The organism is Nitrosomonas marina (assembly GCF_900110145.1).
In the GTDB taxonomy this organism is placed as follows: domain Bacteria; phylum Pseudomonadota; class Gammaproteobacteria; order Burkholderiales; family Nitrosomonadaceae; genus Nitrosomonas; species Nitrosomonas marina.
Genome location: NZ_FOCP01000013.1, coordinates 22239 through 35259, shown reverse-complemented (window position 1 = coordinate 35259; position 13021 = coordinate 22239). Strand labels below are relative to the sequence as shown.

Genomic DNA, 13021 nt, shown 5'->3' with positions numbered 1-13021 from the left:
TCCGAAGAAATCCATGAATAACCAGACCCTCAGGCTGCGCCGTATCGCAATCGATACATACCATGAAAACGTGGCGTATATGCATCGTGAATGTGCGGTGTATCGTGCGGAAGGATTTCAGGCGTTGACAAAGATCCGTATCTGCGCCAACGGTCGCAGGATCCTGGCTGTGCTGAATGTAGTCGATGACGCGGCGATTGTGACGCCGTCGGAACTGGGATTGTCCGAACAGGCGTATGCGCAATTGAATGCGAGCGAAGATTGCGCGGTCAGCGTGGACCATGCGGAATATGCACTGTCGATGGATGCGGTGCGGCGCAAGATTAACGGCGAACGGCTGACGCTGACGGATTTTGAATCGATAACGCGGGACATCGCCGCCAGTCGCTATTCTAAAATGGAGATGGCTGCGTTTCTGGTAGCGACAGGGCAAAATAATCTGGATCGCGACGAAGTTTTGTACCTGACGCGGGCGATGCTGGAGACCGGGCAGCAGCTGAACTGGGGCGAGGCGCTGGTGGCGGACAAGCACTGTATCGGCGGCATTCCCGGTAACCGTACTTCGATGCTGGTGGTGCCGATTGTCGCCGCACACGGTATGCTGATACCGAAAACATCGAGCCGGGCTATTACATCGCCCGCCGGAACGGCGGATACCATGGAAATTCTCGCTGAAGTGAATCTCACGCCGAAAAAGCTGCACGACATTGTGCGCAGGCATCGCGGCTGCCTTGCATGGGGAGGTACTGCGAAACTGGCGCCGGTGGACGATATGCTGATCGCGGTCGAGCGTCCGCTCGGTATCGATTCGCAGGGGCAAATGGTGGCATCGATTCTGTCGAAAAAACTCGCTGCGGGCTCGACGCATCTGCTGATCGACATACCCGTAGGGCCGACGGCAAAGGTGCGGCACATGCGCGCAGCACTCGCACTCAGAAAACTGTTTGAGTTTGTCGGCGACCAGCTCAATATTCATCTAGAAGTCATCATCACCGACGGCCGCCAGCCTGTCGGCCGCGGCATCGGTCCAACACTGGAAGCCCGCGACGTGATGCAGGTGCTGGAAAACGATCCCGGTGCACCGCCAGATCTGCGCCAGAAATCGCTTGAACTGGCCGGCCGCATCATTGAATTTGACCCCGATGTTCGCGGCGGCCAGGGATACGCGATTGCGCGTGACATTCTGGACTCGGGCCGCGCGCTGGCGAAAATGAATGCCATTATGGAAGGGCAGGGCGCGCATACGATTGATTTTGCGCCCGGTAAATTCTGTTACGAAGTCAAAGCGGGCAACGCGGGTGTTGTGGCGGGTATCGATAATCTGCAAATGGCCAATATCGCGCGTATTGCCGGTGCACCGATGGATAAAAAGGCAGGTGTCGATCTGTTACGAAAAAACGGCGATGCCGTCAAGGCAGGTGATGTGCTGTATCGTGTTTATGCAGAGTTTATGTCCGATTTTGAATTTGCCCGGAAACTGGTGGAGCAGGACAGCGGCTATACGCTGGGTGAAGCAGGGAACGTTCAACAGCATGATGCCTTTTTATAGTTTGGGGGATTTGTATGCACATAATGGGTTTTGAAGATTACCGAGCGCAGGCGTTGGCATTGAGTGTCGCGCTGCAGACAGAATATCGGGAAATCCGGCTGCACAGTTTTCCGGACGGCGAGAGTCTGGTGCAGGTGCCGGTCGATCTGCCGGATCATGTGGTGCTGGTCAGAAGTCTGAATCAGCCGAACTGCAAGCTCATCGAACTGTTGTTGAGCGTGTCCGCACTGCGGAAACACGGCGCCAGGCGGATTTCGCTGGTTGCACCGTATTTGTGCTATATGCGTCAGGATGCGGAGAACTATCCAGGCGAAGCGATCAGCCAGCAGGTGATCGGCAGGTTGCTGGCGGATAATTTTGACGATGTGATTACAGTCGATCCGCATCTGCATCGAGTGCAACGACTGGTTCAGGCAATACCCGCGCGATATGCGCTGGCGGTGACGGCAGGTGGTGAAATCGGACGGTTTTTACAGCAACAGTATGCTGACGCGCTGTTGGTGGGTCCTGACAGCGAATCCGAACAGTGGGTAAGCGAGATTGCTGTTACCATCGGTTTCTCGTATACAGTGGCAAACAAGGTTAGAAGCGGGGACAAACAGGTCGCAATCACGCTGCCGGAACGCGATTATGCCGGTCAGCATGCGATTCTGGTCGATGATATGGCCAGCACGGGCCACACACTTGCGCAGGCGGCTGAAAGTCTGCTACAAAATGGCGCCAGACAGGTCGATGCCGTGGTTACCCATCCGTTATTTTGCAGCGATGCGGAGCAGGTTATTCGTCAATCCGGTGTTACACGTATCTGGAGTTCGGACAGCATTACGCATTCGACGAATGCCATATACCTGGTTAATGTGCTGGCCGAAGCTGTCAGACAAATTGCCTGATCAAATTATTCACAAAGTACTTTAATATGCTGCACAACGCAGCGACCCAGAGCATTCAGTGCGTAACCGCCCTCGAGTACGGACACAATGCGCCCATTCGCATATTGTTCAGCCCATGCCGTGATTTGCTGTGTTATCCAGACGTAATCCACATCGTCAAGCATCAGATTCGCCATGTCGTCTTCGCGATGTGCGTCAAACCCTGCAGAGATAAAGATCATCTCCGGTTTGAACGATTCTACGGCAGACAGCCAGTGCGCAGCCACTGCTTGCCGGAAAGCATCGCCACCTGATGCTGCAGGCAATGGCACACTAATGCAATTGCTGTGCCGGGTTTTCGCGCCCGAATGCGGGTAAAAGGGATGCTGAAAAGTGGAACAGAACAAAACTTTTTGATTGCCGCCAAAAATCGCTTCGGTACCGTTGCCGTGATGCACGTCGAAATCCAGTATCGCAATGCGCTGCAGGCCATGCGTTGCCAGTGCGTGCGCGACACCAACGGCAATATTGTTGAAAATGCAGAAACCCATCGCATATGTAGATTCCGCATGATGGCCGGGTGGACGCACAGCGCAGAATGCACGGTTTGCCTTTTGTCCGACCACCAGATCGGTGGCGAGTATCACTCCACCTGCAGCGCGCAGCGCTGCATTCAGCGAGTGCGGGTTCATCGCGGTATCCGGATCAAGATATGCCAGGCCTTTTTGCGGCGATACCTCCCGAATACTGGCAATATAATCGAGTGGATGCACCCGCATTAATTGCGTATCCGTGGCCAGTGGTGATTCATAACAGCGAAGCTTCTCGATCAGACCGGTTGCTTCAAGTTGTTGCGCGATAGCTTTCAATCGTTGCGGATTTTCGGGATGGTATGGCCCCATGTCGTGCAAGAGGCAATCGGAATGGGTAATGTACGCAGTCATTGCAAGCTTGATCAGGACGTTCATGAATATGTCAGACTAAAATCATACCGGTTTTGGCGAAGTGAATGTGATGAACCGACCAAATTAATTTGTGTCTTGAATACGTTTCAGATAGAATCGTAGCCCTGCAGTTGAAGCTTGGGCTCAGTTGCAGTCGCAATTACAGTAGGCGTGTAGCTCAGTTGGTTAGAGCACCACCTTGACATGGTGGGGGTCGTTGGTTCGAATCCAGTCGCGCCTACCAATCTTTCTTTTCTTTTTCACTGATTACCACTTGTTCCCATCGATCTTTTATACGGTACATTCTTTTTTGAATGACAGAAGTAAATGGTAGTCAGAGTTCAGTGGCTGTTGGATCGTGCTGTGCCGCTATTTGTCCGCGTATCACGTTGATACGGGCCAGGATCAGCAGGCCGATAATGAAATAGCTGCCGGTAATCAGCATTGCGAGTCGGTGATCGCCCTGAGATATCCAACTGACCCAACCATAGGTGAGCGGTCCCAGTATGGATGAGAGTTTGACAGCCAGTCCCCAGAGTCCGAAAAATTCGGCGCGACGGGTAACCGGACTGAATAATCCGACCAGTGCGCGGCCGGCAGACTGGGACGCGCCTAGGCACAGCCCTGCAAGATTGGCAGCTGCCCAGAACATCGCGCGGTCTTCGGCGGCCCAGGCCATTAAAATCATAATAATCCAGCCGACGAGTGTCAGCCCAATAGTCAATAAATGCCCGAGTTTGTCCTGTATATGACCAAAGGCGAATGCGCCCAGCGCTGCGGTGATGTTGACCAGCAAAATAAGCAGTAATGTTTCCTGCGTATCGAATCCCATAGCCTGTTGCGCATAAATCGCAGCCAGTGCTATGACGGTCTGAATACCAGCCTGATAAAACACCAGGCAAACCAGGAAACGCATCAAGTCCTGGTAATGGCGCACATGCTTGAGCGTATCCCTAAGTCTGGAGAATGATTCGTAGACAATTCTGCGCCCATGCCGGTGCGGTTGTGGTTGTGCACGTTCTTTGAGATAAAGAAATGTCGGCAGGCTGGCAACGGCGAAAATGGTGGCCGTAATTACCATCGTAACCGGCACGTATTGGCTGGCTTCATGTCCTTGCGCCTGCGCCCAGGTGACGTAAACAAGACAACAACCGAGCGTAAACAGCCCGCCCAGATAACCCAGTCCCCACCCCCAGCCGGATACCTTGCCAAGCGACTGGTTTTTCGCCAGTTCCGGTAGAAATGCCGCGATCAGATTCTCACCGCTGCCGAAAAAGAAATTGGTAAGAATAATCAGCATGATGGCCAGCCATAAATCACCCGGCCCGGCATAATAGAGCAGGGCGGTAAATACAATGCAGCCTGCGGTTGTGGCAAGCAGTAACGGTTTCTTAACGGCGTATGCATCTGCGTAGGCACCGAGTGCGGGCGCGGTCAGAATAATGAGCACATATGACACCGCGAGCGATGCTGTCCATGCAAATGTGCCCCAGTTTTCATTATTTGCAATTTCAGCGACAAAATATGCGTTGAAAATCGCTGTGATAACGACAGTGGTGTATCCTGAATTGGCAAAATCAAACATCGCCCATGACCAGATTTCTAGCCGGGAAGCGCCGTCGGTAAAATGCTGTGATTGTGGTTTGTTTTTCAAAGGTATGTGTTTTGTTTGGTCTGCTATTTAAATTGACGTTTTGCCCATTCGGTTATGATATGTGGCACGCTGTTGACGATAGCAGGTAAATCGACCCGGATATTTTATTCATTTGATAATGTATACGGCTAACCTTTAATCCAGATTTTGGGTCGCGAAATACTACGCAGCGCAAGGGATGCATGCTTTTCAAAGGATTGTTCAATTATTTCACCACGGTCGTTAATACCTATACCTGTATCATGCCTAAATTGTGCATGTGCCATCGAGAAATATCAGGGAAGTGCATGATATGCAGATATTGTATTACAGCTTCCGGTGCAACATGCGATTCAAAAAAATGCGGGCGAGCAGTTTTTGGCAGCGCCGCAATCGACAAATTAATTAACGCGAGGGTTATTTATTCAGCTCGTTTCTCACTTTGCCAGCTTCAGCATTTAATCGATTGATTTCAGCCTGCAGTCGGGCTTGTGCCTGATTGGCGGTATGGGCAATGAGCTCATTGTCTGCATTGGCTTCTTTGACCATGCAGGCATGATATTCCATGGCACGATCCTGCCAGGCATTTATCGCATCAACACTGCGGTTGAAGTTTTCTATATTGGTTGTGTTGATAACAGGGGGTTCAGGTTCCGCGCCGCACTGTGCAGGTGTCCAGCGACCGTTGACGAGTGATCCCGCATATCCTGACGCTTGTACCAGTATCAGACCAGTCAGAATTGCAACGATATAATATTTCATACGAAAAAACTCCTGTTGAAAAATGAATATTGCGAACTGCATCGATTTGTCCTGAACAATTAAGCAAACTTATTAATACGTTCAATACTGATTGACGTCATGTGACAGCACTGTTTTTGAATATAGCAAGAACGCATCCAGATGGTGCTCGATAATTGCAATGGTTACAGCAAGCTGTGGCGATTGATAGCCATGCACTGCAATACTGCGAAATCCGATCATGTTCTGGAGTGTGGCAGCCAGTGTACCGGATATCCAGCCGGCTTTTGCCAATAAGATAAAAACATCATGCGCGCTGTGGGGTGAACCCAGTTTTTCGCGTCGGACCAAGTGTTTCCCTATATCCAGTACTGCCTCATTGGCACGTTGTATATTGAGGATAGCTGTATCCTGCTGGATATCGTTGTTGGAGAATCCGACTGGATCGTGCAAGTATGCTTCCCGGGCGCGTGCGACACAATCATGAATCGCCGCTGTTTTTATCAACAAAACATCATCTGCCATACACGCTGTTCTTCCATTCAATGCCGGTCAATAAATCCTGTCGCAGCATGTTAAATTCAGATTTTTCACTCAGGATGATGCTTTCATAAATTGCCGCCTGTGCGTCACGCGTCCATATACGACGACCAGTTGTAATAATCCGGTACTGCAAGACAATACCGACCGAACGTAAATCTACAACCACTATCTCACGGCCAAAACGGTTCCCTAAACACTGCTTCAAGTTCGATAATTCAACCGTATCCATATTGCGGTCCATCAAAACCGCCAGTTCAATATTTCCTGGTGACAATGCCTCGTTGTCTGCAGCATGAGTGTCAAAAAGATACAATGCCAGCAAATCAGGCAACCGCGCTCGCACTTCATTCGTGATAGCTGTCAATTGAGATGTCATAAAATGGTACTGTATTAGGTATGTTTTAAATATGAATGGTCTATTTCCATCTGCCAAATAGTGTTATTTTACGCCATCCTCGTTAAGGATGAAATCGACAGATATAAGCGGCAGGTCAGCGTTTCCGGTTTGGCAAATTTCAGGCAGGTTTCTAGAACGTAGAATTGTGCTGTACCAGTAGTACTTTCACCTACCTGTTACAGGAAGGAAATGAATTTTCCACTTGAAAGCGCACGACGCCGACAGTTATTAACCAAAAATATCCTCCTGAAATTGTGATTGAATCTGTTTAACTTCGGCTCTGTTTTCTATCAATGCATTTACGCAATCACTGTCAAGTTTTTCGCCTGCGAGCCGTTTGAGCAGATCAAAAGCTTTGTCATTACTCCAGGCATCTTTATAGGGGCGACAGGATGTTAATGCATCAAATACGTCAGCTACAGCTACGATCCGCGCTTCAAGCGGGATTTCTGAATTTTTTTTGCCACTGGGATAGCCGCTGCCGTTAATCGCCTCATGATGGAATTCCGCGATGTTTCTCAACACATCGATCTGTTCGATGCCGTCGAGCTTAAAGTTTGCAACAATACTGTCAATCATGGACCGGCCAATAGTGGTATGGGTATTCATCATTGCCCGCTCTTTTTCATCAAGTGGCCCGGGCTTCAAAAGAATCGTATCCGGGATGGCAATTTTGCCGATATCGTGTAACGGTGAAAACATAAAAACATGTTCGATGTATTCGTCGTTCAGTTCATATTTATCGGCCAGCGACTGTGCGATAAGGCGACTGTATCGCGACATGCGATCGAGATGACTGCCGGTTTCCGGGTCGCGCAAATGGGTGATGTCGCTCGTGGTTTTAATTGCCGCATCCATAACGCTGAGCGTGGACAGTTCGTTAATGACAATCAGTGAAATCAGGTGACCAAACACATCCAGGTCTTTGAGTGTTTTTTCATCGAACACATCGGGTTGGTAGGAATTGAAAAATATAAAACCGAAAAAGCTGCCACTGTGAAACATGGGCATGGTGTAGCTTGCGGCGTATCCCTGATGGCCAATGCGACGGGTATGTTCATGTTCTTTGTTTTCAAATGCCACAAGATTATTGACAACGCGCGGCCTTTCTTTGTCCAGAATGGTCTTCAGAGACTCGGTCTTGTCCAAAGAGGCTTCATAATGTTTGAGTGGCTGATCGTCTTCGCTGCTATCGAGGTAGGTTTTTATTCTACCGGTTTCGGGGTCGTATAATGTAATCGCAATCCGTGCGATGAAGTTGAATTTGTCCTTGATAACGTGATGCGCGCTGACAATTTTTTGTTGCAGGGGGAGGTGTCGATTCAGTGCTTCAAGTGAGTCTTGATGATGAAACATAGTCGGACATCAGGCCTGTATGCTAATTATTGTGACCATGTTATAACAAAAAACCAAATGTCATATTTTAGATAAAACCTACTTGAGTCCATTTGTTAGAAGACTGGAGCCATCTGAGCTGTCGCACACCCAGATAAACAGATACGTGTGCTCGACTAGGTTTTCGCGGTGAGTTTCATCAAATGCCTCTTGAATTTTTCTGCTGGCATTGGCTTGGCATAATAATATCCCTGACCGAATTTGCATTTTTCCATTTGTAAGAATTCATGCTGCTCACTGGATTCAACGCCTTCTGCAATGACTTCAAGGCCAAGCGATTTCCCCATGCTTAAGATAGCTCGCGCAATTGCTACATCATTAGTATCGTCGGGCAGGTCCTGAACAAAAGATTTATCTAACTTTAATTTAGTGACAGGCAGGCGTTTCAAATAACTGAGCGATGAATATCCAGTACCAAAATCATCAATTGCTATCCCGAATCCCAAATCGCGTAATCGATTCAATGTGGAGCTTGCGCCATCACTTTCTTTCATGATGACACTTTCGGTAATTTCAAGCGTAACAGTTTCAGGTGAGCATCGGGTGATACTCAGGGCCTTATCAATAGTTGTCAGAAAACTGTTAGAGACCAGTTGCTTACCAGATACATTAACAGATAATACGCCTGGATTCAGGTTTGCTTCAGCCCAGATCTTCATCTGTTGAAATGCCTGCTGTAAAACCCATTCGCCTAATGTAAAAATCAGGTCATTATCCTCAGCCACGGACACGAATTTATCAGGTGGAATCCAATTCAGATCGACATGTTTCCATCTGAGTAAAGCCTCGGCGCCTACATAATCACCTGAGCCGAAATCTATTATTGGCTGATAGTAGAGCTGGAGTTGGTTTTTCTGCAACGTTTCCCGCAAATCAGTCGACAACCGCATGCGTTCCTGGACCCGTTTGGACATTTCGTGCGTATAAAAGTGAAAATGGTTACGCCCGGCTTCTTTTGAGCGATACATAGCGAGATCAGCCTGTTTAAGCAGGCTCTCGATATCGTCACCGTCATCAGGGTAAAGCGTAATCCCAATGCTGGCTGAAATGTAGATTGCGCCACTGTGCAACTCGAAAGGGCTTTCCATCGCTTTTAATATCTTCTCTGCAACCATCCGCGCTTTGTCTTCATTAACATTATCTTCGATCAGCACCGTAAATTCATCCCCGCTAAGCCGGGACACGGTATCTGTCGCCCGCATGATTGAAGTGAGCTTCTCGGCTACCTTACAAAGCAATTCGTCGCCAATGTGATGACCGTGCGTGTCATTAATTTGCTTGAAGTGGTCCAGATCTATAAATAACAGAGCGAGCTTTGTTTGGCTGCGTTTGGCTTGCGCCAGTGCATGTTTAAGCCGTTCAGTAAACAAGGCACGGTTCGGCAGTTGCGTCAATGCATCGTAATGTGCAAGGTGATTAATGCGTTCGTGATAGTGCTTTTGTTCGCTGATATCATACATAACAGCAATATAATGGTCAGTTTTACCGGTTGGGTCCTTTAGTTCGGAGATGCTTAGCCATACAGGAACAATATGACCGTCTTTATGCCGGTCCCAGATTTCACCGTGCCAGAAACCCTCTTTATGTATTTTCTGCCACATGGCACGGTAAAAATCATCGTCATGTCGGTGCGATCTTAATATTCGGGTATGTTGTCCAACTACATCTTCGGATTTATAGCCCAGGATGTTTTCAAATGCTTTATTGACTTTTATGATGATAGCTTTATCATCAGTGATGATGATGCCGTCCAGGGCATTAGAAAAAACATTCGCGGCAAGACGCAATTCTTCTTCATATTTTTTACGTTCAGAAATATCCTGAATCAACGCAATAAAATATTTTGGTCCGCCGGTGTAGTCCTTAATTGTTGCCTTATGCAAAGTTGTCCAGATAATATTTCCCTTTTTATGAATAAACCGTTTTTCCAGATAGTGGCTATCTATCTTTCCGGAAAGCATTTCATCGACGTAGCTTAATGTGGCCTGTAAATCATCTGAATGGGTGACTGAATACACATCCCGCCGGAGTAATTCTTCTCGGGAATAGCCAAGGATTTCACATAATGCCGGATTAACATCCATGAACTGCCCCTCGCTTGACTGCAAACAAATACCTATGGGAGCATGCTGCATTGCCTGGCTGAACTTGACTTCACTTTCATGGAACGCTGCCTCGGCGGTATGTTGTGCGCTGATATTGTTGAACAGTAGAATAGCGCCTGCTATTTCATTCTGACTGTCACAATATGGCATGACGTATAACTGAAAAACCTTGTCTGTTTCAGGGTGTGTGATTTTGTTTTCGAACCGGGCATTTTCCCGAATTACTCTGTGTACCTGGTTATATAGACCGGGAATTTCAATTAACCACTGGACGCTGTTCAGTGAACTGCTCTCCATAATGCTGTCCAGTGCAGCGACCTCGCTGCAGGCGTTATTGGTCTGGGTAATCCGTAGCTGCCTGTCGACGACTATTAATGGAAAATCCAGACTTTGTTTTACGTTCACGAGGTCCGAAGTGGTTTTTTCCAGTTCGGCTGTTTTTACCTGCAGTTCTTCGTTGACTGTCAGCAGTTCTTCATTGGTTGATTGCAGTTCTTCATTCGAGGTTTGAAGCTCTTCATTGGTTGACTGCAACTCCTCATTAGCTGACTGCATCTCTTCATTCAGCGACTGAAGCTCTTCATTGGATGTTTCCAGTTCCTCAACTACAATATTGAGATGAGTACGTGTATTTGTTAGTTCTTTTTCCAATTCGTTGATTATCAGGCTGTCACGTTCTGCTTCGGCAAGCGTTTCAGTACCTGAGTTTTGCTTTTCTTCCTGTTGTTCATTGATCGTTATAAAAGAAACAAGCAGCAATGATTCCTTTCCATGCTCTAGTGGGCGAACAATCAGTTTTACAGGGTACGGTTTGTCGTAAATTTCAACCGTTCTTATTGAGCCTTCGGCAGGTTCAGACTTGCGGCGGCATCGGTACACAAGTGCTCTTAGCTCAGTGCGCAGGGAAGGCGGAATCATGTCAAACAAATACATTTCAGCCCTGCCTTTGGGAAAATTCAGAAATGATTTCAGGTTGCCCTCGAAATGCACGATGCTGTTACTTTCGTCAATGACCAGCGAGGGAGGAGCATAACATTGCGCCAGCTCTTCTAGTGTCCTCATGGTGATGTAATCTGTACTGGTAGCGACGTTAATCAAGGATTTGTTCTTCTCCACAGATACGGTTGGCACTTCCTGAGATATCGGCAGAGAGTAATGTACAGCCCCGCCGCTCGGCATATATATATGCGCTTTACCGTTAACCGTTTGGAACAGATCCTTGTGTAAATCAAGGTTCTCAGATTTTCCGAGAAACAGGTAACCGTCTTTATTTAATGCATAGTGAAATACCTGCAGTACCTTCTTCTGGGCTTCAGGCGTCAAATAAATCAAAAGATTTCGGCAACTGATCAAGTCCATTCGCCCAAATGGCGGATCTTCAATGACATTCTGACGTGTAAAGACAATCCGGTTACGAATGCTTTTCAGAATACGGCGATGGTCGCCCGCTTTTTCGGTATATGCATCGAGTAGCGGTTTTGGCACAGTTTCAAGCTCGCTGATCGGATAAAGGGCTACACGTGCACGATCGACGGCCGTATCGTCCAGGTCTGAAGCGAAGATCATGTATTGCAGGTCAGCTCGCTGTTGTTTTAGAATCGATTCCTCAAACAGCATTGCAATGCTGTAAACCTCTTCACCCGATGCGCACCCGGGTATCCAGCAGCGAATAATATTGTGATTGGCCTGAGAATTCACGATTTTGTCGATAATAAGTTCCAGTGAAGCAAAAGCCTCCTTGTCCCGGAAAAAATACGTCACACTGATAAATGTGTCACGTATGAGAAGATGTGCTTCATCCTTGTTCGCTCTCAGGTATTTGGCATAATCATTCAGCGAGTGGATTCCCAGAATGCTCATACGCCTTGCTATCCGCCGCTGGATCGTGGCTGACTTGTAAGCGTCCAGTTTGAACGCCGTGTAATTTCGTACCAGATTGTAGATCTGGCCGTACTCATCGGTTTTGTGTTCCGTAGTCGTCAACAGTTCTGTGAAATCAGTAGGATGATCCAGCAGGCGCGGTAGTACTTTGCCGATGTCCGAAGAAGATAATGTCAAATCCACGCTTCCGGTATGAAGTGCCGCTTTCGGCATTCCATCATACTTGGCTGTTTCGGGATTTTGGGCTATGGTAATCCCGCCGACCTCTTTGATCGCTTTTATTCCGGATGCGCCATCGGAACCGGTTCCCGACAGGATAATACCGATGGCATGCTCTTTCAGTTCGTCGGCAAGTGAGAAAAAGAATCGATTGACGGATGGCTTTGGGCCAATAGAATGCTGAGGTTTTACCAGGCGGAACAGTCCTTTATTCAAAACAACGTCATTATTCGGCGGTGTAATATAAACATTTTTGGGTTCCGGCAGTTGCTGATCTTTTAAATCCTGAACTGCCAGGTGTGTCAAAGGTGACAACAGGTTTATCAGCATACTGACATGTGTAGGCGAGACATGTTGCGCAATCACATAAGACAGGCAGTCTGATTCCGGCAATGATTCCATTAGATCGCGCAACGCCTCAAGGCCACCGGCTGACGCACCAATACCAACAAGCCTGACGGCATTGCTATTAACAGTGTTTTCTCTATTTAAGTCTTTTTTGTTCACCAGTTTTCTCCAAACAGCAGGATTGTGACCACTTTGAATATGGTCACCCGAATTTACAATCCAAATAAGGTTAGTTCTTCAGGACACAGGCTTTAAGGAGAATTTATGCGCTTCATTATTAAAAAATTTGTTAATCTTTTTATATACATTGAAATCTGATTGATCGCGAGTGAAAATTTTCGTGTGAACGAACGAAAATAATGTTGCAATGATACATTTGCAGGGTGATGGCTGCCTC

The 13021-nt window shown here is 47.8% G+C and carries 9 protein-coding genes and 1 tRNA gene; 3 read left to right on the top strand and 7 right to left on the bottom strand.

Annotation, left to right across the window (positions count from 1 at the left end; translation table 11 throughout):
- The first annotated feature begins 13 nt into the window (after positions 1-13).
- Together BMX44_RS09975 and BMX44_RS09970 are read left to right on the top strand one after the other, a co-directional pair.
- Complete coding sequence (locus tag BMX44_RS09975; RefSeq protein ID WP_090632335.1) at positions 14-1549, top strand: thymidine phosphorylase family protein; 1536 nt, start codon at positions 14-16, stop codon at positions 1547-1549.
- 14 nt (positions 1550-1563) lie between these two features.
- The gene (locus BMX44_RS09970; protein WP_090632330.1) at positions 1564-2439 is read left to right on the top strand and encodes a ribose-phosphate diphosphokinase; all 876 of its coding nucleotides are present in this window, start codon (positions 1564-1566) and stop codon (positions 2437-2439) included.
- A 5-nt stretch (positions 2440-2444) separates the two neighbouring features.
- On the opposite strand, the gene BMX44_RS09965 is transcribed toward BMX44_RS09970, so the two are convergent.
- Positions 2445-3386 (bottom strand): histone deacetylase family protein, encoded by a 942-nt coding sequence (locus BMX44_RS09965; protein ID WP_245738898.1) that lies wholly within the window; start codon positions 3384-3386, stop codon positions 2445-2447.
- A 143-nt stretch (positions 3387-3529) separates the two neighbouring features.
- Between BMX44_RS09965 and BMX44_RS09960 the strand changes: the two genes are divergently transcribed.
- Positions 3530-3606 (top strand) — tRNA-Val (locus BMX44_RS09960).
- A 90-nt stretch (positions 3607-3696) separates the two neighbouring features.
- Here BMX44_RS09960 and BMX44_RS09955 read toward each other — a convergent pair.
- The 6 genes from BMX44_RS09955 to BMX44_RS09930 form a co-directional block, all read right to left on the bottom strand.
- Positions 3697-4947 (bottom strand): MFS transporter, encoded by a 1251-nt coding sequence (locus BMX44_RS09955; protein WP_090632547.1) that lies wholly within the window; start codon positions 4945-4947, stop codon positions 3697-3699.
- 465 nt (positions 4948-5412) lie between these two features.
- Positions 5413-5757 (bottom strand): hypothetical protein, encoded by a 345-nt coding sequence (locus BMX44_RS09950; protein WP_090632543.1) that lies wholly within the window; start codon positions 5755-5757, stop codon positions 5413-5415.
- An 81-nt stretch (positions 5758-5838) separates the two neighbouring features.
- Entirely contained in the window at positions 5839-6261 is a 423-nt protein-coding gene (gene hepT, locus BMX44_RS09945; protein WP_090632323.1) for a type VII toxin-antitoxin system HepT family RNase toxin, read from the bottom strand.
- The gene (locus tag BMX44_RS09940) at positions 6251-6655 is read right to left on the bottom strand and encodes a nucleotidyltransferase domain-containing protein (protein WP_090632317.1); all 405 of its coding nucleotides are present in this window, start codon (positions 6653-6655) and stop codon (positions 6251-6253) included. The genes hepT and BMX44_RS09940 overlap by 11 nt, the downstream gene beginning before the upstream one ends.
- Before the next feature lie 249 nt (positions 6656-6904).
- Entirely contained in the window at positions 6905-8032 is a 1128-nt protein-coding gene (locus BMX44_RS09935; RefSeq protein ID WP_090632313.1) for an HD-GYP domain-containing protein, read from the bottom strand.
- Between the two features lie 155 nt (positions 8033-8187).
- A complete protein-coding gene (locus tag BMX44_RS09930; RefSeq protein WP_090632309.1) occupies positions 8188-12783 on the bottom strand; it encodes an EAL domain-containing protein in 4596 nt (1531 codons plus the stop codon).
- Positions 12784-13021: the final 238 nt, after the last annotated feature.